General features: G+C 73.0%; 20 protein-coding genes. 7 read left to right on the top strand and 13 right to left on the bottom strand.

Annotated features, from left to right (window positions below; translation table 11 throughout):
- Positions 1–26 precede the first annotated feature (26 nt).
- Positions 27–764: an FAD:protein FMN transferase gene (locus tag ACZ3KJ_RS15175; protein WP_467527436.1), complete on the top strand. Its 738-nt coding sequence runs from the start codon at positions 27–29 to the stop codon at positions 762–764.
- A gap of 186 nt (positions 765–950) precedes the next feature.
- Here the strand turns inward: ACZ3KJ_RS15175 and ACZ3KJ_RS15170 are convergent, their stop codons facing one another.
- From ACZ3KJ_RS15170 to argC, 5 genes are read right to left on the bottom strand one after another with little or no spacing between them, the layout of a single operon-like run.
- Positions 951–1,499: an arginine repressor gene (locus ACZ3KJ_RS15170; RefSeq protein ID WP_385072742.1), complete on the bottom strand. Its 549-nt coding sequence runs from the start codon at positions 1,497–1,499 to the stop codon at positions 951–953.
- A 7-nt stretch (positions 1,500–1,506) separates the two neighbouring features.
- Complete coding sequence (locus ACZ3KJ_RS15165) at positions 1,507–2,703, bottom strand: acetylornithine transaminase (protein ID WP_467527173.1); 1,197 nt, start codon at positions 2,701–2,703, stop codon at positions 1,507–1,509.
- On the bottom strand, positions 2,700–3,617 hold the full coding sequence (argB, locus tag ACZ3KJ_RS15160) for an acetylglutamate kinase (protein WP_467527171.1): 918 nt from the start codon (positions 3,615–3,617) through the stop codon (positions 2,700–2,702). Before argB ends, ACZ3KJ_RS15165 begins: the two co-directional genes overlap by 4 nt.
- On the bottom strand, positions 3,614–4,765 hold the full coding sequence (gene argJ / locus ACZ3KJ_RS15155) for a bifunctional glutamate N-acetyltransferase/amino-acid acetyltransferase ArgJ (RefSeq protein ID WP_467527169.1): 1,152 nt from the start codon (positions 4,763–4,765) through the stop codon (positions 3,614–3,616). Before argJ ends, argB begins: the two co-directional genes overlap by 4 nt.
- Entirely contained in the window at positions 4,762–5,790 is a 1,029-nt protein-coding gene (gene argC, locus ACZ3KJ_RS15150) for an N-acetyl-gamma-glutamyl-phosphate reductase (protein ID WP_467527167.1), read from the bottom strand. Before argC ends, argJ begins: the two co-directional genes overlap by 4 nt.
- A 196-nt stretch (positions 5,791–5,986) precedes the next feature.
- Here argC and ACZ3KJ_RS15145 point away from each other — a divergent pair, with 196 nt between their 5' ends.
- Positions 5,987–6,682: a hypothetical protein gene (locus ACZ3KJ_RS15145; RefSeq protein ID WP_467527166.1), complete on the top strand. Its 696-nt coding sequence runs from the start codon at positions 5,987–5,989 to the stop codon at positions 6,680–6,682.
- A gap of 6 nt (positions 6,683–6,688) precedes the next feature.
- Here ACZ3KJ_RS15145 and ACZ3KJ_RS15140 read toward each other — a convergent pair whose 3' ends face one another.
- On the bottom strand, positions 6,689–9,175 hold the full coding sequence (locus tag ACZ3KJ_RS15140) for an alpha-L-arabinofuranosidase C-terminal domain-containing protein (protein WP_467527164.1): 2,487 nt from the start codon (positions 9,173–9,175) through the stop codon (positions 6,689–6,691).
- Between the two features lie 143 nt (positions 9,176–9,318).
- Here ACZ3KJ_RS15140 and ACZ3KJ_RS15135 point away from each other — a divergent pair, with 143 nt between their 5' ends.
- Positions 9,319–9,762 carry a DUF6314 family protein gene (locus tag ACZ3KJ_RS15135; RefSeq protein ID WP_467527163.1) on the top strand — a complete coding sequence of 148 codons (444 nt, stop codon included), beginning with the start codon at positions 9,319–9,321 and terminating at the stop codon, positions 9,760–9,762.
- Here ACZ3KJ_RS15135 and ACZ3KJ_RS15130 read toward each other — a convergent pair.
- From ACZ3KJ_RS15130 to ACZ3KJ_RS15120, 3 genes are read right to left on the bottom strand one after another with little or no spacing between them, the layout of a single operon-like run.
- On the bottom strand, positions 9,744–10,337 hold the full coding sequence (locus ACZ3KJ_RS15130; protein ID WP_467527162.1) for a histidine phosphatase family protein: 594 nt from the start codon (positions 10,335–10,337) through the stop codon (positions 9,744–9,746). The genes ACZ3KJ_RS15135 and ACZ3KJ_RS15130 overlap by 19 nt on opposite strands.
- A 59-nt stretch (positions 10,338–10,396) precedes the next feature.
- Positions 10,397–10,837, bottom strand: coding sequence for a GNAT family N-acetyltransferase (locus ACZ3KJ_RS15125; protein ID WP_467527161.1), 441 nt, complete (start codon positions 10,835–10,837; stop codon positions 10,397–10,399).
- Positions 10,838–10,847: 10 nt separating this feature from the next.
- Complete coding sequence (locus ACZ3KJ_RS15120) at positions 10,848–12,344, bottom strand: aminotransferase-like domain-containing protein (RefSeq protein WP_467527160.1); 1,497 nt, start codon at positions 12,342–12,344, stop codon at positions 10,848–10,850.
- Between ACZ3KJ_RS15120 and ACZ3KJ_RS15115 the strand changes: the two genes are divergently transcribed.
- On the top strand, positions 12,343–13,308 hold the full coding sequence (locus ACZ3KJ_RS15115; RefSeq protein WP_467527158.1) for a DMT family transporter: 966 nt from the start codon (positions 12,343–12,345) through the stop codon (positions 13,306–13,308). The two genes, ACZ3KJ_RS15120 and ACZ3KJ_RS15115, sit on opposite strands and share 2 nt — an antisense overlap.
- Positions 13,309–13,411: 103 nt before the next feature.
- On the top strand, positions 13,412–13,618 hold the full coding sequence (locus ACZ3KJ_RS15110; RefSeq protein ID WP_385072712.1) for a DUF1918 domain-containing protein: 207 nt from the start codon (positions 13,412–13,414) through the stop codon (positions 13,616–13,618).
- A 150-nt stretch (positions 13,619–13,768) separates the two neighbouring features.
- On the opposite strand, the gene ACZ3KJ_RS15105 is transcribed toward ACZ3KJ_RS15110, so the two are convergent.
- Positions 13,769–15,007, bottom strand: a complete 1,239-nt coding sequence (locus tag ACZ3KJ_RS15105) for a glycoside hydrolase family 10-like protein (protein ID WP_467527156.1) — start codon at positions 15,005–15,007, stop codon at positions 13,769–13,771.
- Positions 15,008–15,194: 187 nt separating this feature from the next.
- Here ACZ3KJ_RS15105 and ACZ3KJ_RS15100 point away from each other — a divergent pair, with 187 nt between their 5' ends.
- Positions 15,195–16,070, top strand: coding sequence for a 3-hydroxybutyryl-CoA dehydrogenase (locus ACZ3KJ_RS15100; protein ID WP_467527154.1), 876 nt, complete (start codon positions 15,195–15,197; stop codon positions 16,068–16,070).
- Positions 16,071–16,339: 269 nt separating this feature from the next.
- Positions 16,340–16,597, top strand: a complete 258-nt coding sequence (locus ACZ3KJ_RS15095; protein WP_467527152.1) for a hypothetical protein — start codon at positions 16,340–16,342, stop codon at positions 16,595–16,597.
- 9 nt (positions 16,598–16,606) lie between these two features.
- On the opposite strand, the gene ACZ3KJ_RS15090 is transcribed toward ACZ3KJ_RS15095, so the two are convergent.
- The 3 genes from ACZ3KJ_RS15090 to ACZ3KJ_RS15080 all read right to left on the bottom strand — a co-directional run bounded on the left by ACZ3KJ_RS15090 (position 16,607) and on the right by ACZ3KJ_RS15080 (position 19,875).
- The gene (locus tag ACZ3KJ_RS15090; protein WP_467527150.1) at positions 16,607–17,152 is read right to left on the bottom strand and encodes an NUDIX hydrolase; all 546 of its coding nucleotides are present in this window, start codon (positions 17,150–17,152) and stop codon (positions 16,607–16,609) included.
- A gap of 99 nt (positions 17,153–17,251) precedes the next feature.
- Complete coding sequence (locus ACZ3KJ_RS15085) at positions 17,252–18,592, bottom strand: transcriptional regulator (protein ID WP_467527148.1); 1,341 nt, start codon at positions 18,590–18,592, stop codon at positions 17,252–17,254.
- A gap of 218 nt (positions 18,593–18,810) precedes the next feature.
- Complete coding sequence (locus ACZ3KJ_RS15080; protein WP_467527146.1) at positions 18,811–19,875, bottom strand: PP2C family protein-serine/threonine phosphatase; 1,065 nt, start codon at positions 19,873–19,875, stop codon at positions 18,811–18,813.
- Positions 19,876–20,075 lie beyond the last annotated feature (200 nt).

Here is a 20,075-nt window from a genome sequence, read left to right as displayed (position 1 = left end):
CCGCGGTGCGTCACGTGGAGGAGGTCATGGGGACGGTCTTCTCCTTCGACGTCCGCGGCGGGGAACCCGGCGCGGTGCGGACGGCGCTGCGGGCGGCGGTCGCCTCGCTGCACCGGGTCGACGAGGTGTTCAGCACCTACCGCGAGGACAGCCAGGTCTCCCGGCTGGTGCGCGGGGAGCTGGGCGTCGGGGAGTGCGATCCCGAGGTGGCCGAGGTGCTGGAGCTGGGCGCCGAGGCGGAGCGGGTGAGCGGGGGCTGGTTCAGCCTGCGCTACGACGGCCCGCTCGACCCGACCGGGATCGTGAAGGGGTGGGCCGCCGAGCGGGCGGCCCGGATCGTCGCCGGGGCCGGGGTGAGCGGGGTCAGCGTCAACGGCGGCGGCGATGTGCAGTTGCTGGGCGTGCCCGGCCCGGAGCGGCCGTGGCGGGTGGGCGTCTCGGACCCCCTGCGGCCGGGTGGGCTCGCGGCCGTGGTGTCGGCGGCCGGCGCGGACGAGCTGGCGGTGGCCACGTCGGGTACGGCGGAGCGGGGCGCGCACATCGTCGACCCCCGCACGGGCCGCTCCGCGGTGACGGACCTGGTGGCCGTCACCGTCGTCGCCCCCGAACTGACCTGGGCGGACTGCTGGGCCACGGCCGCGTTCGCGATGGGGTCGCGGGAGGGGCTGGCCTGGCTGGAGTCGCTGCCCGACGTGGAGGCACTGCTGATCACGGCCGGCGACGAGGTGCGGTGCACCGGCGGGTTGGCGAGGCGGCTGGGCTGAGCCGCGGGGCACGCACGACTCCCGCAGCTCAACGGACCTGAAGGGGCGCGGGGAACCGCGCGATCGGCCCCCACGCACCCGCAGGCGTCGTACCACCAGCCCCCACGCCCCCGCAGGCGTCGTACCACCAGCCCCCACGCCCCCGCAGGCGGCGAACCACGGTCACACCCATGGTCGCCCAGCGGCTCAGTGGCCGTTCTGCGCCAGCCGGAGCAGGTGGTCGGCCAGGGCCTGTCCCCCCGTCGGCTCCCGGCTGATCAGCAGCAGCGTGTCGTCGCCCGCGATCGTGCCCAGGATGTCGTGCAGCTCCGCCTGGTCGATCGCCGAGGCGAGGAACTGCGCCGCCCCCGGAGGGGTGCGCAGGACCACGAGGTTCGCCGAGGCCTCCGCCGAGATCAGCAGCTCCTGGGAGAGCCGCCGCATCCGCTCCTCCTTCGCCGACTCCCCCAGCGGTGCGCGCGGCGTACGGAAACCGCCCTCGCTGGGCACCGCGTAGATCAGGTCGCCGTCGGTGTTGCGGATCTTGACCGCGTTCAGCTCGTCCAGGTCCCGGGAGAGCGTCGCCTGGGTGACGCTCAGCCCGTCGTCGGCGAGCAGCTTCGCCAGCTGGCTCTGGGAGCGCACGGCCTGCCGGTTGAGGATGTCGACGATCCGGCGGTGGCGGGCGGTGCGCGTCTGCGGCACGGCGGGCCCGTTCGCCCCCGGCTGCTCGTCGTGGTCCTGCGCCTGGCTCATCGTCGTCTCATTCCCCGGTTCGTCCGTCCCCGCCCACTGCGTCGAGGAGGCCGGGCAGCGCTCCGAGGAAGGCGTCCACCTCGTCGTCCCGCAGGTTCAGCGGCGGCATGAGCCGGATGACGTCGGGGGCGGGCGCGTTCACGAGGAGACCGGCCTCCTGAGCCGCCTGCTGCACCTGGGGCGCGAGCGGCTCGGTGAGCACGATACCCAGGAGGAGGCCGGCGCCCCGGACGTGATCGACCAGCGGGTGGCCCAGGCCCTCGATCCCGTCGCGCAGCCTCTCGCCCTGCCGCTTGACGTTCTCCAGCAGGCCGTCGTCGGCGATGGTGTCGAGGACGGCGATCCCGGCGGCGCACGCGACGGGGTTGCCGCCGAAGGTCGTGCCGTGCCGGCCGGGCCGGAGCAGCTCCGCGGCGCGGCCGAAGGCGACGGTCGCGCCGATCGGCAGCCCGCCGCCGAGGCCCTTCGCCAGCGTCACGACGTCCGGCAGGACGCCCTCGTGGGCCTGGTACTCGAACCAGTGCCCGGTGCGGCCGATCCCGGTCTGCACCTCGTCCAGCACCAGCAGGGAGCCGGTGGCCGCGGTGATCGCCCGGGCGGCCTTCAGGTAGCCGGCCGGCGGCACGACGACGCCGTTCTCGCCCTGGACCGGCTCGATGACCACGAGGGCGGTCTCCTCGGTCACGGCGGCGGCCAGTGCCTGCGCGTCGCCGTAGGGGACGTGGGTGACGTCGCCGGGCAGGGGGTGGAAGCCGTCCTGCTTGCCGGGCTGGCCGGTGAGCGCGAGGGCGCCCATGGTGCGGCCGTGGAAGCCGCCCTGGGTGGCGACCATGTGGGTCCGCCCGGTCAGCCGCCCGATCTTGAAGGCGCCCTCGTTGGCCTCGGCGCCGGAGTTGCAGAAGTAGACCCTGCCGTCCCGGCCGAAGTGCTGGAGCAGCCGTTCGGCGAGGGCGACGGGCGGTTCGGCGACGAAGAGGTTGGAGACATGGCCCAGCGACGCGATCTGCCGGCTCACGGCCTCCACGACGGCCGGGTGGGCGTGGCCGAGCGCGTTGACCGCGATGCCGCCGACGAAGTCGAGGTACTCCTTGCCGTCGGCGTCCCACACCCGGGTGCCCTCACCGCGCACGAGCGGGAGCCTCGGGGTGCCGTAGTTGTCCATGAGCGCGCCCTGCCACCGCGCGGTCAGTTCCTGGTTGCTCATGACGGCTCCCCCTGTTCGGCCGGCTTCTCGTCGGGCACGACCATCGTGCCGATTCCTTCATCCGTGAAGATCTCCAGCAGGATCGAGTGCTGGACCCGTCCGTCGATGACACGGGCGGTGGTGACGCCGTTGCGCACGGCGTGCAGGCAGCCCTCCATCTTCGGCACCATGCCGGAGGACAGCTCCGGCAGCAGCTTCTCCAGTTGGGAAGCGGTGAGGCGGCTGATCACCTCGTCGGAGTTCGGCCAGTCCTCGTAGAGGCCCTCGACGTCGGTGAGGACCATGAGGGTCTCGGCGCCCAGGGCGGCGGCGAGCGCCGCGGCCGCCGTGTCGGCGTTGACGTTGTAGACGTGTCCGTCGTCCTCGGAGCGGGCGATCGAGGAGACGACCGGGATGCGGCCGTCGGCGATGAGGGCCTCGATGGCGCCCGTGTCGATCGAGGTGATCTCGCCGACCCGTCCGATGTCGACCCGTTCGCCGTCGATCTCGGGCTGGTGCCGGGTGGCGGTGATGGTGTGGGCGTCCTCGCCGGTGAGGCCGACGGCGAGCGGGCCGTGCTGGTTGAGCAGTCCGACCAGTTCGCGCTGCACCTGCCCGGCGAGGACCATGCGGACGACGTCCATGGCGTCCTCGGTGGTGACGCGCAGGCCGGCCTTGAACTCGCTGACGATGCCGTGCTTGTCGAGGGCGGCGCTGATCTGCGGGCCGCCGCCGTGCACGACGACGGGCTTGAGGCCGGCGTGGTGCAGGAACACGACGTCCTGTGCGAAGGCGGCCTTCAGGTCCTCGTCGACCATGGCGTTGCCGCCGAACTTGATGACGACGGTCCTGCCGTTGTGGCGGACCAGCCAGGGCAGCGCCTCGATGAGGATCTGGGCCTTGGGCAGGGCGGTGTGCTTACGAGTAGTGCTCATGACGAGTACGCGCTGTTCTCGTGGACGTATTCGGCGGTCAGGTCGTTGGTCCAGATCGTGGCGGTCTCGGAGCCCGCCGCGAGGTCGGCGACGATGTGCACCTCGCGGTAGCGCATGTCGACCTTCTCGCGGTCCTCGCCGACGCCGCCGTTCTTGCACACCCAGACGCCGTTGATGGCGACGTTGAGCCGGTCGGGCTCGAAGGCGGCGCGGGTGGTGCCGATCGCGGAGAGCACGCGGCCCCAGTTGGGGTCCTCGCCGTGGATGGCGCACTTGAGGAGGTTGTTGCGGGCGATGGAGCGGCCCACCTCGACGGCCTCGTCCTCGCTGGCGGCGTTGACGACCTCGATCCTGATGTCCTTGCTGGCGCCCTCGGCGTCGCGGATCAGCTGCTGTCCCAGGTCGTCGCAGACGGCCCGGACGGCCTCGGCGAAATCCGCCTCCCGCGGGGTGACCCCGGAGGCGCCGGAGGCGAGGAGCAGGACGGTGTCGTTGGTGGACATGCAGCCGTCGGAGTCGACGCGGTCGAAGGTGACCTTCGTGGCGGCGCGCAGCGCCCCGTCCAGGGCCGCGGCGTCCAGGTCGGCGTCGGTGGTGAGGACGACGAGCATGGTGGCGAGGCCGGGGGCGAGCATGCCCGCGCCCTTGGCCATGCCGCCGACGGTCCAGCCGTCCCGGGTGACGACGGACGTCTTGTGGACGGTGTCGGTGGTCTTGATGGCGATGGCGGCCTTCTCGCCGCCGTGCTCGGAGAGCTGGGCGGCGGCGGTCTCCACGCCCGGCAGGAGCTTGTCCATCGGGAGCAGGACGCCGATCAGGCCGGTGGAGCAGACCGCGACCTCGCCCGCGCCCACGCCGAGCACGTCCGCGGCCTTCTCGGCGGTGGCGTGCGTGTCCTGGAAGCCCTTCGGTCCGGTACAGGCGTTGGCGCCGCCGGAGTTGAGGACGACGGCGGCGAGCTCGCCGCTCTTGAGGACCTGCTCGGACCAGAGCACCGGGGCGGCCTTGACGCGGTTGGAGGTGAAGACGCCCGCGGCGGCGCGGCGCGGCCCGGTGTTGACCACGAGGGCCAGGTCCGGGTTGCCGTTCTCCTTGATCCCGGCGGCGATGCCCGCCGCCGTGAACCCCTTGGCTGCCGTGACACTCACGGTGCGACTCCGATCGTGGAAAGGCCGGTGGTCTCGTCGAGACCCAGGGCGATGTTCATGCTCTGGACGGCACCGCCCGCGGTGCCCTTGGTCAGGTTGTCGATGGCGCTGATCGCGATGATCCGTCCCGCGTCCGCGTCATGGGCGACCTGGACCTGGACGGCGTTCGAGCCGTACACGGACGCGGTGGCGGGCCACTGGCCGGCGGGCAGCAGGTGGACGAAGGGCTCGTCGGCGAAGGCCTTCTCGTAGGCGGCGCGGACGGAGTCGGCGGTGACACCGTCCTTCGCCTTCGCGCTGCACGTGGCGAGGATGCCGCGGGGCATCGGCGCGAGGGTCGGCGTGAAAGAGACGGAGACCCGCTCGCCGGCCGCCGCGCTGAGGTTCTGGATCATCTCCGGCGTGTGCCGGTGGCCGCCGCCGACGCCGTACGGCGACATGGAGCCCATGACCTCGCTGCCCAGCAGGTGCGGCTTGGGCGCCTTGCCCGCGCCGGAGGTGCCGGAGGCGGCGACGATCACGGCCTCGGACTCGGCCAGCCCCGCCGCGTACGCCGGGAAGAGGGCGAGGGAGACGGCCGTGGGGTAGCAACCGGGGACCGCGATGCGCTTGGACCCCTCCAGCGCGCTGCGGCCGCCCGGCAGTTCGGGGAGGCCGTAGGGCCAGGTGCCGGCGTGGGCCGAGCCGTAGAACCGCTCCCAGTCGGCCGGGTCCTTCAGCCGGAAGTCCGCGCCCATGTCGACGACGAGGACGTCCGGGCCGAGCTGTTCGGCGACGGCGGCGGACTGTCCGTGCGGGAGCGCGAGGAAGACGACGTCGTGTCCGGCGAGGACCTCGGCGGTCGTCGGCTCCAGCACCCGGTCGGCCAGGGGCAGCAGGTGCGGCTGGAGCGCGCCCAGCCTCTGCCCCGCGTTGGAGGCGCCGGTCAGGGCGCCGATCTCGACCTCGGGGTGGGCGAGGAGCAGGCGCAGCACTTCGCCGCCCGCGTACCCGCTCGCTCCGGCCACTGCCGCACGTACCGCCATGGACTCCTCCTCTTGGATGGCATGACTATACGTTTCGCTGCACGTTTATGCAATCTATTCAGGCGCCCGTGCGCTCCGGGCGATCCGTGCCCAGGCCATCCGTCTGCGTAACCTCCCCGACGGGGAACGTGTTCCGGGCCGGCTGCCGACGACCCGGCCCTGTGACCAGCACGACACACCCGGCATGATGATCGTCATGACTCCGATCACCGGCCTGGACCTCACCGGCTTCACCGAGCGGGAGCCGGGGGTGTGGACCGACGCGGCGGGCGTCGTCCTGTCGGTCCACTTCTTCCCGCTCGTTCCGGACCTGCCGGCACCGCTGCACGAGACGGACCGGCTCCGCGCGGGGCTCGCGCGGAGCGTGGCCGCGGCCGGCGGCGGGCTGATCGAAGCGGCGCCCGGTGCCGTGGACGGCGTTCCCGCGGTCCGTCAGCTGGTGAAGGTGCCGCTGACCGGCCGGCGCGGGCAGGCCTTCCTGGCCAGCTGGACGGTGCCGCAGGCGGGGTGCAGCACGGTGGTGAAGGTGCAGGCCGCCGAGGGGGCGACGACCGGGATGCGGGAGGCCGTGGTGATGGCCGAGGTGGGGCCGGCCGACTACTTCCGGCCCCACCCGTACGCGGGCGGCGGGCAGCTCGGCGGGCTGCCGTACCACGTGGGCGACGACGAGCGGTGGGACGCGCGGTTCCCCGGCCATCCGCTCACCCTGGTCCGCGCGGCCCTGCACCGGATCACGCCCACGGTCACGCTCGACGCGCGTTTCAGGGCGCTGCCCCCGTTCGGCGGCCAGGCCCCCTCCCCACAGGCACCCGCCCCGCAGCCCCACGTGCCGAAGGCCCCCACCCCGCAGGCGCCGCCCCGGCGGGGTTGGTTCCGCCGGGGCGGCGCCTGACGGGGCTCACCTCTGCCTGATCCGCAGGAAGGTGATCGAGTTCGCCGGGAAGGTGTACGTGAACTCGTCGGCGACCCCGGTGAAGGTGGAGGCCACCGGGGTCACCGGGGTCTCCGTCTCCGTGTTGACCGCGTCCGGCGCGGCGGCCAGCGTGGTCACCCGGGCCGTGGAGGCGGCCTTGGCGCCGCCCAGGTCGATCGCGGTGCGGGCGTCCGCGGACTGGGCGTTGACGACCTTGACGATCAGGTCGCCGGTCTTCTCGTCCTGGGTGACGACCTGGCGGAACGGCTCGGCCGGCTTGTCGTCGGTGAAGCTGCCCCACTCCTGGCCGTCGAGGTAGAGGGTGACCTGGCGGCCCCGCACCTTCACGTCGATGTCGTAGGCCCGGCCGGTCTCGATCGTCCCGGCCTTGGAGACGAGCGTCGACTTGCCGCCGTCGACGGCCTGCTCGACGGCGCTGGTGGTGTTGTTCCAGCCGCCCAGGTTCCACCAGTAGTAGTTGCCGGTGTCCTGCACGCCGAAGGCGACGAGGAAGCCCTCCTTGCCGGCCGTCTTGGTGGCCTTCACGTGCAGGTCGTAGTCGTGCCAGCCGGTGTCGCCGGCGGAGACCATGGTGTTCTCGGCGGCCACGTCGGTCTGTACGTACCGCCCGTCCTGGAGCGACCAGCTGCCGCCGCCGGTGTGCGTCCACTGCGAGGCGTCACCGGAGAAGTCGTCGGACAGCAGGGTGGTGCCGTCGGCGCCCGTCACCTTCACGTCGTCGTACGCCGCCGTGGTCGCCCAGGTCGACAGGCCCACGGCGCCGGTGATGGGGCCGCTGACGGACGGGGTGGTGGTGGCCGTCGAGGGGACGACGCGGTCGCCGACGTTGGTCATGAACAGCTTCTGGACCTCGTAGTTGGCCGAGCTCCAGGAGGCGTCGTTGTCGAACCAGATCAGGTCCGGGTTCCACTGCACGTAGTCCTCGTTGGCCAGCAGCGGGGCGTAGGACGCCAGCTTCACCACGTCGGCGTTGCGTTCCAGGCCGGTCATGAAGGCCGCTTCGGCGAGGCCGTTCTTGAAGGTGTTGCCGAGGGAGGCGTACTCGCCGAGGAAGACCTTCGGGCCGCTGCGGTCGTACGCGTCGTAGCGGTCGTTGTTCTGGAGGAACCACTGCGGGCTGTTGTAGTAGTGCTCGTCGACCATGTCGACGTCCGCGTCGCGGTTGAGCTGCCAGGCGGTGTCGAAGGTCGTGCCGGAGTCGTCGGGGCCGGAGTTGGAGACGACGGTGATGTCCGGGTACGCGGCCTCGATGGCGGCGCGGAACTGCTGGAAGCGCTCGAAGAACGCCGCGGGCAGGTTCTCCTCGTTGCCGACCTCGACGTGGGTGAGGCCGAAGGGCTTCGGGTGGCCCATCTGGGCACGCTTCTTGCCCCAGGTCGAGGTGACGGGGCCGTTGGCGAACTCGATGAGGTCGAGGGTGTCCTGGATGTGCCGCTTCAGCAGCGCGTCGTCGACGACGGCCTGGTTCTGTCCGCAGCCGGTCACCAGGGCCGGCACGACGGGCAGCGGCATCGCGCCGATGTCCTCGGCGAAGCGGAAGTACTCGTAGTAGCCGAGCCCGTAGCTCTGGTTGTAGCCCCAGAAGTTGGCGTTGGTGGCGCGCTCCTCGACCGGGCCGATGGTGTCCTTCCACTGGTAGGAGCGGGCGCGCTGCCAGTCGGAGGCCTCGCTGTAGTCCTGCATGGAGCCGGTGTTGACCAGGCAGCCGCCGGGGAAGCGCACGAAGCCCGGCTTCAGGGCGGCGATCTTCTCGGCGAGGTCCTTGCGCAGGCCGTTGGACTGGTGCTTGTAGGTGTCGCGCGGGAACAGCGACACCATGTCCAGGGCCGCCGCGCCGGACGAGGCGACGGTCAGGCGGCCGGCGGTGCTGGTGCGGGTGGCGGTGAGGGTCGCCCGGTACTGGGCCCAGCCGCCCTTGGCGGCCACCTCGCGGGCGGTGGCCAGGGTGCCGTCGGCGTCCTGGAGGGAGACGGTGAGCGAGGTGCCGGCCTCGGCGCGGGCCCACACCGAGAAGTCGTACTTCTCGCCCTGCTCCAGGGAGATGCCGGTGTTGTAGCCGGAGTTGGTGACCGATGTGCCGGCGGCGACGGAGAGGTAGGTGCGGTTGCGCTCGTTGAGACGGCCGTCGTCGTCCAGGGTCTGCGCGGTGCCGTCGACGGTCCAGGAGGTCAGGGGGGTGTAGGAGCGGTTGTCGACGGTGGAGTACTCGAAGGACCGGTTCTGCACGAGTTCGGCGTACAGCCCGCCGTCGGCGGCCCGGTTGATGTCCTCGAAGAAGACGCCGTACATCGTGTCGTCGATCGTCGCGCCCCGGGCGGTGGGGTCGACGGTGATCGCGTAGTCGGTGACGTCCTCGGCGTGCGCGGGGGCGGGCAGGAGGGCGCCGGCCGTCAGCAGGGCGGTGACGGCGAGTCCGGCTCTCCAGCGGGTGCGGGCGGTGCTGCGTGACATGGATACTCCGCGGCTCGGGTGGGGCATCGTCGCAGTTGTTCGAGATTTCGGACACTGGTCAGCACTTCGAACGGCAAGATAGGGAGGGGGCGGAAGCGCGTCAATGGGTCGCGCAGCAACGGACGGGACGGAGGACGGAATCCATGGGCGAGTTCTGGCCAGTGCCGGACGTCCTGGCCTACCTGGCCGGCCGGTGGCGGGTCGAGCGGTCCGTACGGGATCTCTCGGGGGGCGACGAGGGCGCGTTCACCGGCGTCACCGGCTTCGGACCGCTCGACGGGGGCGGGCTGCTGCACCACGAGTCGGGCACCTTCACCTGGCGGGGCGTCCCCCGGCCCGCCGAGCGGACCCTGCGCTTCCTGCCCGGCCCGGCCCCCGGCACGGCGGACGTGCGGTTCGCCGACGGCCGGCCCTTCCACGACCTGGACCTGACGAGCGGACGGCACGTCACCGACCACCCGTGCGCGGCCGACCTCTACCGGGGCGAGTTCACCGTCCGGGACGCGGACCGCTGGCGCACGGTCTGGCGCGTGGCCGGCCCGGCCAAGGACCTGCTGCTCACCACCGACTACGTGCGCGAGGTCTGAGCCGGCGTCCCGTCGAGGCGCAGGTGCCAGCGCCCGCCCCGGCCACTGACGGTGGTCGTCGACAGCGGCCCGACATCGATGTTCCAGTACGACGACGGCGGCGCCTTGAGCGCGTACACCAGGGCGGCCCGGATCACGCTCGGCTCGGCCACGGCGACGATCCGGCAGCCGTCCTCCACCGGCCGGGTGTCGAGCCAGCCGCCCACCCGGGAGATGAACGACAGCAGCGACTCACCGCCGTGCGGGGTGGCCCGGGGATCGGCCAGCCAGGCGTCCACGGCCGCCGGTTCCCGGGCCATCGCCTCACCGAGGGTCAGTCCCCGCCAGCGGCCCATGTCGCAGTCGCGCAGGGCGAGCTGGACGAGCGGGGCGTACCCGAGCGCGTCCCCGGTGGCGCGGCTGCGCGGCGTCGGCGAGCAGTAGCGCAGCTCGGCCGCCGCGAGCGGCAGCAGGTCGCCCACCACGCGTTGCACCGCGTCCCAGCCGGCCCGGTCCAGCGGCCGGTCGTCCTCGAAGCGGTCCGCGAGCAGCGGGGAACTGCGCGCGCTGGCGACGAACGTGACCCGGACTGCCATGCGGCGATGGTCCGGCGACCGCGTGGGCAGGGCAAGGGGTGTTCGCGAAATACTTCTCGTTACTTCTCGAAAAACAGCGCCATGTACTGATCGGGCTCCGGCAGGTCGGCGAAACCGGCCTTCTCGTACACTCCGTGCGCGTCGTGCGTGGCGAGCAGGATGCGGCGCAGGCCGTGCGGCCGGAGGTGCTCGCGGACGGCCTCGACGAGCGAGGTCCCGATGCCCTTGCCGCGCACGGCCGGATCCACGTACACGTCGCACAGCCACGCGAAGGTCGCCAGGTCCGTCACGATGCGCGCACAGGCGACCTGCTCCCCCGAGGCGGTGTCGTACACCCCGAAGTTGAGCGATCCGGCGATCGCCCGGTCCTGCTTCTCCCGGGAGCGCCCGAGGGCCCAGTACGCGTCCGTGGACAGCCAGCGGTGGACCTTCCCGGCGTCGATGCGGGCGGGGTCGGTGGAGATCTCGTAGCCCTCGGCGAGGGGCGTGACGTCGCTCATGGGGGGACCCTCACAGACCGCGCGCCCCCTGTCGAACGGATTCCGCGAGCACCTCGTCCCACGCCTGCCGCAGCCGCCGCACCCCCTCGCCGATCTCCGCCGTCCCCGCGACCGCCGCGAAGCTCAGGCGCACGTGCGCGGCCGGGGGTTCGGCGCTGAAGTACGGGCGGCCCGGGGTGAGGGCGACGCCGGCGCGCAGGGCCGCCGCCGTGAACGCCGGCTCCACCCCGGAGCCGAAGGCCGGGGAGGTGCCGCCGGCGCCGTCGGGCAGGCGCAGCCAGAGGTGGTAGCCGCCGGACGGGACGTGCGGCAGGGCGAGTTCGGGGAGGCGGAGGGCGAGCTCCCGGGTCATGGCGTCGCGCCGCGCCTTCAACTCGGTCGCGATCGCCCGCAGATGGCGCGGCCAGGCGGGCGAGCCGACGAGTTCGAGGGCGGCCTCCTGGAGCGGGCGCGGCACGAAGAAGGTGTCGACGACCTGGATGGCGCGCAGCCGCTCCAGCACCGGGCCGCGGGCGGCGAGGGCGCTGACCCGGAAGCTCGGCGAGGTCGCCTTGGTGAGGGAGCCGACGTGGACGACGACGCCGTCGGGGTCGTCGGCGGCGAGCGGGCGCGGCAGCGGACCGGCGTCCTCGTGCGCGAGCCGCCGGACGAAGTCGTCCTCGACGACGAAGGCGCCCGCCTCGCGCGCGATGCGCAGCACCTCGCCGCGCCGGTCCGGGGCGAGGACGGCGCCCGTCGGGTTCTGGAACAGCGGCTGGCAGACGAAGACGCGGGCCCCGGTCGCCCGGAAGGCGTCCGCGAGCAGCTCGGGCTTCACCCCGTCCGGGTCGACCGGCACGGGGACGGGCCGCAGCCCCGCCGACCGGGCGATCGCCAGCATGCCGGGGTAGGTCGGCGACTCCACGAGCACCGGCGCGCCGGGCGGGGCCAGGGCGCGCAGGGCGGTGGTGAGGGCCGTCTGGCCGCCCGCGGCGACCAGCACCTCGGCCGCGGTGACGGCCCCTCCGATGGAGCGCGCGAACCACTCGCGCAGCTCCGGCAGCCCCTCGATCGGCGGCCGTCCCCAGGCGCCGGGGCGCCGTCCGGCCCGGGCCAGCGCCGCGGACATCGCCCGCTCCGGTTGCAGGGCGGGGTGCAGATAGCCGCCGTTGAACTCGATCACGCCGGGCGGCGGGGCGGCCAGCGAGACGGTGACGCCCGAGGCGTCCACCGAGCGCGGGACCAGGTCGGCGGCGCCGTCGGCACTCAGCGCGACCTCCTGCCAGGAGGTGTCGCCGGCCGGCCCGGCGGGCGTGCGGGGCCGGGCGCGGAAGGCGCCGGCGCCGGGCCGGGTGACCACCAGCCCCTCGGCGGCCAGGTGCGCCAGGGCGCGCGAGACGGTCACCGGACTCACCCGGAACCGTTCGACGAGGGCACGGCTCGACGGGAGCTTTCCACCCGGTGAGTAGCGGTCCAGCTCATTCCGTAGCCGTTCCGCCAGTTCACCCACACTGCTACGCTCTTGCATGAAGACACAGAGTAGCGCTACTGCGCCACACCCGGTAGCAGTCACCACGTCCCCGACGGCCTCCGCGCCCCGGCCCGGGCCCACCGGAACCCTCCAGGCCGCTCTCGGTGTCGTCGCCTTCTCCCTGACCTTCCCGGCCACCGCCTGGGGACTGGAGGGGTTCGGCCCCTGGTCGCTGGTCGCCGTGCGCAGTGTGCTGGCCGCGCTGATAGCGGGCGGCTGCCTGCTGGCCGTGCGGACGTCGGTACCCGGGCGGAGCCGGACGCGGGGCGTGCCGCTGCCCGCCCGGCGGCACTGGCCGGGGATCGCCGTGGTGGCCGCCGGGGTCGTCGTCGGCTTCCCGCTGCTCACCACGCTCGCCCTGCGGACGTCCACCACCGCGCACGCCGCGGTCGTGGTCGGCCTGCTGCCCCTGACCACCGCCCTGTTCTCCGCCCTGCGCGTGGGCTCCCGTCCCTCCCGCACCTTCTGGATCGCGGCGCTGGCGGGTGCCGGCGCGGTGGTGGCGTTCACGGTGCAGCAGAGCGGTGGCGCCCTGACCGGCGCCGACCTGTACCTCTTCGGGGCGCTGGTGGTGTGTGCGGCCGGCTACACCGAGGGCGGCCGGCTGGCCCGGGTCATGCCGGGCTGGCAGGTCATCGCCTGGGCGCTGGTGCTGTGCCTGCCGCTGTCCGTGCCGGCCACCGTGCTGGCCCTCACCCACGAACCGGTCGCGCTCACCGGGCACAGTGTGGCGGGGCTGCTGTGGGTCGCGGCGGGTTCGCAGTTCCTGGGCCTGGTCGTCTGGTACCGGGGCATGGCGGCCATCGGCATTCCCAAGGCCAGCCAGTTGCAGTTGGCCCAGCCCCTGCTCACACTGGTGTGGTCGGTGCTGCTGCTGGGCGAGCACCTGACAGTGGCCGCCCCGCTGACGGCCGCGGCGGTGCTCGTCTGCATCGCCGTCACCCAGCGGGCGCGTGGCTGAGCGGGCCGTACGGCCGGCTCTCCGCCACGCTCCGCTCCGCAGAACCCGCGCAGAACCAAGGCCACGGACCGCTGCACCCGCTCTCGCTGAGGAGGCCCCAGAGATGCGTGCAACCGTGGGCGACCAGCTTGTCCAGCACGGCAGGGTGGTCGGCCAACACGACAAGGTCGGCGAGATCGTCGAAGTCCTGGGCCACGAGGGCAATCCCCCGTACCGCGTCCGTTTCGAGGACGGACACGAGGGCCTGTGCTCGCCCGGCCCCGACACCGAGATCCGCCACCGGGAGACCGGCCCGTCGATCGGCCGGTAGCCCCCCACCAGACCCCGGCCGCAGACCGAGCGGCCGGTGGGCCCACAGGGGACCGGCCGTCGACCGAGCGGCCGGTAGGCCCACGAGAGATCCCGCCCGCGACCGGACCGGCCGCCGACCGGACCGGCCGTCGACCGGGCGGCCGGTGCGTCAGCGCGGCGGTTGGGCCGGCTGCCGGTAGTGGTCGGCGAGCACCCTCGCCATGGCGCCGATCCGGTCCGTCGCCACGTCCTTGGCGGCGAAGAAGACGTGTCCGCACACCTCCGGGTGGCCCTTGGCCAGGGTGAGGTGCCGGGACAGCTCGGCCGGCTGCTGCCAGGCGGCGTCCTGCGCGGGATCGCCCGCGCGGTAGAGCGCCTCCCCGATGTACAGCCGGGTCCGGCTCCCCCGCGCCACCTCCGCCCACCAAGGCACGAGCTTGGCGTAGTCGGCGGCGGAGAGGCCGATGTGCCAGTACAGCTGCGGGACGATGTAGTCGATCCAGCCCTCGCGCACCCACGTACGGGTGTCGGCGTGGATGGCGTCGTAGGACTGGAGGGCGCGGGTGTCCGAGCCGCGCGGGTCGGTGGAGGCGTTGCGCCACACCCCGAACGGGCTGATGCCGAACTGTGTGCCCGGCCGGACCGCCTTGATCCTGTCCGCCGTCTCCCGGACCAGCCGGTCGATGTTGTCGCGCCGCCAGGCCGCCCGGTTGGGGAAGCTCCCGCCGTGGCGGTCGTAGGACGCGTCGTCGTCGAAGTTCTGGCCGGCCACGGGGTACGGGTAGAAGTAGTCGTCGAAGTGGACGGCGTCCACCGGATACTTCCGGACCGCGTCGAGGATGGCGTCCTGCACGAACGCGCGGACCTCCGGCAGCCCGGGGTCGTAGTGGAGCTTGCCGCCGTAGGGCACCACCCAGTCGGGGTGGCGGCGCGCGGGGTGGGAGGCGACGAGCCGCCCGGGGTCGGCGTGGGTGGCGACCCGGTACGGGTTGAACCAGGCGTGCAGCTGGAGGCCGCGGGCGTGCGCCTCCCGCACGGCCGTGTCCAGCGGGTCCCAGCCCGGCTCCTTGCCCTGGGTGCCGGTGAGCACCTCCGACCAGGGCTCGTACGCCGAGGGCCACAGCGCGTCGGCCGTGGGCCGCACCTGGAACATCACCGTGTTGAGCCGGTCGCGGACGGCGAGATCCAGCCAGGCGAGCAGTTCGGAGCGCTGCTGGGCGGCGGTCAGACCGGGCCGCGACGGCCAGTCGCGGTTGTGGACCGTCGCCAGCCACACCCCCCGCATCGAGGTGTCGGCCCGGCGGCCACCGGGCCGCCCCGCGGGCCCGCGGCCGGCTGCCGCCGCTCCCGTCGTCGTGCACGCCGCCAGCGCGGCCAGCGCGAACGCCCGCCGGGTCAGTCGTCCCATCGCACACACCCCCAGACACAGTGCGGATCCGCTCGGTCACGGACCGTCTCCGCGCCCAGGATGCCCCCACCCAGCCGATCGATCATCGATACTTGCTAGTAACGTGCACGATCGGAGCAGGCGGACCGGGATCCGGCGGACCTGTCCCAGCCATCAGCGTCAGGAGCAGCGCAGTGAAGGGGACGATGTGACGGACATCCCAGCGGGAGACATCGCACGCGTCGGAGTGGTGGGCTGCGGCCAGATGGGGGCCGGCATCGCCGAGGTCTGCGCCCGCGCCGGTCTCGACGTCAAGGTCGCCGAGACCACCGGCGAGGCCCTGGAGATCGGCCGCACCCGGCTGTTCAACTCCCTGGCCAAGGCCGCCGAGCGCGGCAAGATCACCGAGGTGGAGCGGGACGCCACGCAGGCGCGCCTCGGCTTCACCACCGACCTCGGCGAGTTCGCCGACCGCGACCTGGTCATCGAGGCCGTCGTCGAGAACGAGCAGGTCAAGACCGAGATCTTCCAGGTGCTGGACCAGGTGGTGACCCGCCCGGACGCCATCCTGGCCTCCAACACCTCCTCCATCCCGCTGGTGCGGCTGGCGGTCGCCACCTCGCGGCCCGACCAGGTCGTCGGCATCCACTTCTTCAACCCCGCCCCCGTGCAGAAGCTCGTCGAGCTGATCCCGGCGCTGACGACCTCCGAGGGCACGCTGAGCCGGGCCCAGCTGTTCGCCGAGAAGCTGCTGGGCAAGCACGCCATCCGCGCCCAGGACCGCTCCGGCTTCGTGGTCAACGCGCTGCTGATCCCCTACCTGCTCTCCGCGATCCGGATGTTCGAGACGGGCATCGCCAGCCGCGAGGACATCGACAACGGCATGGAGCTGGGCTGCGCCCACCCGATGGGCCCGCTGAAGCTGTCCGACCTGATCGGCCTGGACACGGTCGCCTCGGTGGCGCAGAGCATGTACGACGAGTTCAAGGAACCGCTGTACGCCGCTCCCCCGCTGCTCCAGCGCATGGTGGACGCGGGCCGGCTGGGCCGCAAGACAGGCTCCGGCTTCTACACGTACGGCTGATTGTCACCACGACTGATCGTCACCACGACTGGTCATCACCACGACCGATCGCCGTCCACGGCTGAATCGTCGCCTACGGTCGCCCGCCCCTCCCGGCGGCCGTCGCGGGCCCGGCGCCTCGGTGAGCGCCGGGCCCGCGGCGTTCACACGGCGTGTGCGCGCCGGGTCCGCATATGCCGTTCGCACACTCTCCCCCTCGGCCCGCCGGACGGGTTGACTCATCATGCGCATGCAAGGTATGCGCGACAACCAGGGAAGGGAGTGGAGACGTGACCGCCGATAGCGAGCATCCCGTCGTCCACGGAGAACTCGCCGAGTTACGCCGTCGGCTCGACGTGGCCTACGCACGCGTCGAGGGGGGTCTGGCGCTGCTGACGCACCGCACCGAGGAGACCGCCAAGGAGATCGACGAACTGAACACCCGGATCGTCACGCTGGAGCACGCCCGCTGGCCGCTGCCGTCGCTCGCGGCGGTCACGGCCGTCGGCGCCCTCGTCATGACGGTCTGGCAGGCCTTCGGGCGCTAGGTGTATTGATCACGGTGCGGCGTCCTGTCCGTGCCTGAGATGGTGCAGCAGCAGTAACGCGGCCGCCATGGTGGTGGCCGGGACCTCCCCCCGGGCGACCAGGTCGGGGACGATCTTGAGCGGGACCCATTCCCTGCGGTCCGACTCGAAGTCGTCCACCGGGTGCCCGACGTACTCGCCCTCGTCCGACCAGAAGACGTGGTGGACGGCGTCGGTGAGGCCGTTGGACGGCTCCACGCTCATCAGGTGGCGCAGACGTCCCGGCCGCCAGCCGGTCTCCTCCTCCAGTTCCCGGGCGGCCGCGCGGGTGACGTCCTCGCCGTCCTCGACGACGCCCGCCGCGAGTTCCCAGCCCCAGCTGTCGGTGATGAAGCGGTGGCGCCACAGCAGGAGGACTTCGTTGGCCTCGTTCACCACGGTGGCCACGGCGACCGGCCTGAGCCGTATGAGGAAGTGGTCGAGGTGCCGGCCGTCGGGCAGTTCGACATCCGCGAGGTTGACCCGGAACCAGCGGTTCTCATACACAGTTTGTTCGTTCTGTTTCGTCCACTGCACGGTTCTGCCACCTTCCGTCGAGTAAGTGGCAATATCGCAGCAGGAACTGTGTCGCGCCGGTGCTCGGTCCCCGGCCCTCGGCGATCGCCGCGGGCCTGTCTACAGCGGTACGCGCAGGGCCCCGTCGATCAGTTCGGCCGCCTCGGCGGTGCCCGCGCAGCCGCTGCGCACCAGGTGTTCGCGTACCGCGCGGAGTCTGTCGCGCAGCCGCTGCGACTCCATGCCGCGGGCCTGTTCGGCCATCCGCACGGCGGTGGCGACCGCCTTGTCGGCTTTTCCCTGGCGCAGTTCGATGGTGCTGAGCATGGCGAGCCGGTGCACCCGGCCGCGGTCGTGGGCGGGGGTGTCGACGGCGGCCTCGGCGTGCTCGGCCGCGGCGGTGAGATCGCCGAGGCTCAGCAGGGCCTCCGCCACCTGGACGTTGACCAGACCCGGCTGGACGTAGCCGGTCTCGTCGGGCTCGCGTCCGCGCAGGATGCGGTCGGCGGCGGTCTCGGCCCGCCGGATGCACGCCAGGGCGCTCGTGCCGTCGCCGAGGTGGGCGTACGCCTTCGCCTGCATCGCGTACAGGTCGGAGGCGAGGGCCGGGGTGATGTGCCGGCCCGCGGCGCGCAGCGCGGCCTCCGCGAAGGCGACGGCCTGCCGGAACTCCCGCATGAACAGCGACTGGTTCACCAGCAGCGCGATCACGTAGGCCCCGAGGCCCCGGTCGCCGCTGGCCTTCGCCAGCCGCAGCGCCTGGTGGAAGTAGCGCTGGGCGAGTCCGTGCGCGTCGGAGTCGTACGCGCAGATGCCGGCGACCGCCACCAGTCCGCCGGTGGCGCGGTGCAGTTGACGGCCGGTGGCGTCGGTGTAGCCGCCGCGCAGCAGCGGGGCCGCCTCGGCGTTGAGGAAGCCGACGATCCGGCTGCGGGTCGCCACCCCGCCGGCCTTGCGGTACATCTGCTCGTAGTGGGTGCGGGCGGCGCGCAGGGTGTCGATGTCGGCGGGGGTGACCCGGTGCCGTCCGCCACGGGAGACGTCGACGTCCTCGGGCGGGTTCTCCCACTCCCAGACCGGCATCACGGCGGGCGTGCCGGTGACGGCGGCGGCGCCGAGGACGTGCGGGCGCTGCTGTTCGTCGGAGCGCCACAGGGCGGTGGCCCGCTCGACGAAGCCGGACAGCGAGGTGGCGTGCCCGGTGGCGGGCTCGCCCGGGACGCCGAGGCCGATGTCGTCGAGGGTGACGGGCCGTCGCAGCCGGCCGGCGAGCACCTCGCAGATCAGGTCCGGCACCTGGCCGCGCGGCCGCTGCCCCTTCAGCCACCGGGCGACGGCCGTGTGCTCGTAGCGCAGCGCGAGTCCGCGGGCGCGTCCGGCCTGGTTGACGTGGGCGGCGAGGCCGGCGTGGGAGATGCCCGCCTCGTCCAGGATCGCGTCGAGCAGCGTGTTGGGCTGCATGGTTCCCCCCGGTGGCCAGGTGCCGTCGGTGTCGCCAGAGTAGAGGGTCCGTCTTCACACGGGGTGTGAACGGAGTACGCGCATCCGTACCGTGTGCGCGCTGTCGCGGAGCGTGCCGGGCCCGGTTGACTGGACTGCCTCGCAAGAGGACCGCCGGGCCGTCGGCTCCCCCTCGTAAAGCGGCGGCCCGGCGATGTGCTCCGCGGGTCCGGCCACGCTCACCGGTGGTCGGACGGGTGGGGCAGCAGGGCGGCCGGTCGCGCGGTCGCCGACGCCCCTGAGAGGCGCACGCCCGCCCGGCCGTTGCGCAGGGCCAGTAACGCCACGTCGTCGGCCGGCGCCCCTGCCGTATGCCGAAGGACGGCGCCCTCGACCGTGCGGACGATCCTCTGGGGTGAGACCGGAGGGTCGTGTGCCACCGCGGCCAGGGCGGCCGGCAGGGAGAAGAAGCGGCCCCTGGCGTCCCGCGCGTCCTCCACGCCATCCGTGTACATGACCAAGGAGTCGCCCGGGCGGAGAGGACCGCACGGGACGGCGGGCAGGTCGGGCGGCAGGGGGAACGGCCCCAGCGGCGGCAGGGGGTCGGCCCGGGCCAGCGGCTCGACACCGCCGCCGCCGATCAGGTACGGCCAGGGGTGGCCGCAGTTCAGGGCGCGGACCTCGCCGTCCCCGCCGATCTCCAGCAACAGGACGGTGACGAACTCCTCGGAGACCGGCGCGTCCGGGACCCGGCCGCTCGCGGGGTGTTCCTCACGGTGCCGTTCCCGCAGGTGGCGGGCGAGGGCGCGGTCCAGTCTGCGCAGCACACGGCCGAGGTCGGGTTCGTCGTGCACCGCCTCGCGGAAGCTGCCGAGGAGCGCGGCGACGGCCCCGAGGGCGGGCAGTCCGTGGCCGCGCACGTCGCCGATGACGACCCGTACGCCGTGTTCGGTGGCGATGACCTCGTACAGATCGCCGCCGACGGTGGCGCCGCGCTCCGCGGAGAGCCGGGCGGCGGCCACGTCGAGTCCGTCGACGCGCGGCGGCAGGGGCCGCAGCAGCACGCCCTGCGCGGCACGGGCGACCCGGCGCGCCTGCCGGAGCTCCCGCAGCAGCCGGTGCCGTAGGTGGTGGATCAGTCCGGTGCCCACGGCGAAGAAGACGGCGCTGGTGACGATCCGCGCGCCGAGCCCGTCCTGCCGGGCCAGCGGGCAGCCCAGCTTGTAGGTGACCGCCACGGCTCCCCAGACCGCGGGCAGCCCCGGCGAGAGGGCCCGGCGCAGCGGCCGTCCGATGACCGACATGTCGATGGTCCCCCATCCAGGCCTGACAACGCAGACAGACCGGCCCCGAGAGGCCGGTCCGATTCTGTCGATGTCATGGCCGGGAGAGCCGGGTCACAGGGAGATCTCACTCGAACGAGTGAGATGACCGCTGTGGGCCGGTGGGGGCCGGTGTGGGGGCGCAGCCCCCCACACCAGGGGCGCGGGGAACTGCGCGATCA

The sequence above is a fragment of the Streptomyces sp. NPDC003248 genome (genome assembly GCF_055563235.1).
The sequence above is the reverse complement of the archived record's forward strand: the minus strand, read 5'-3'. Positions and strand labels throughout refer to the sequence as shown.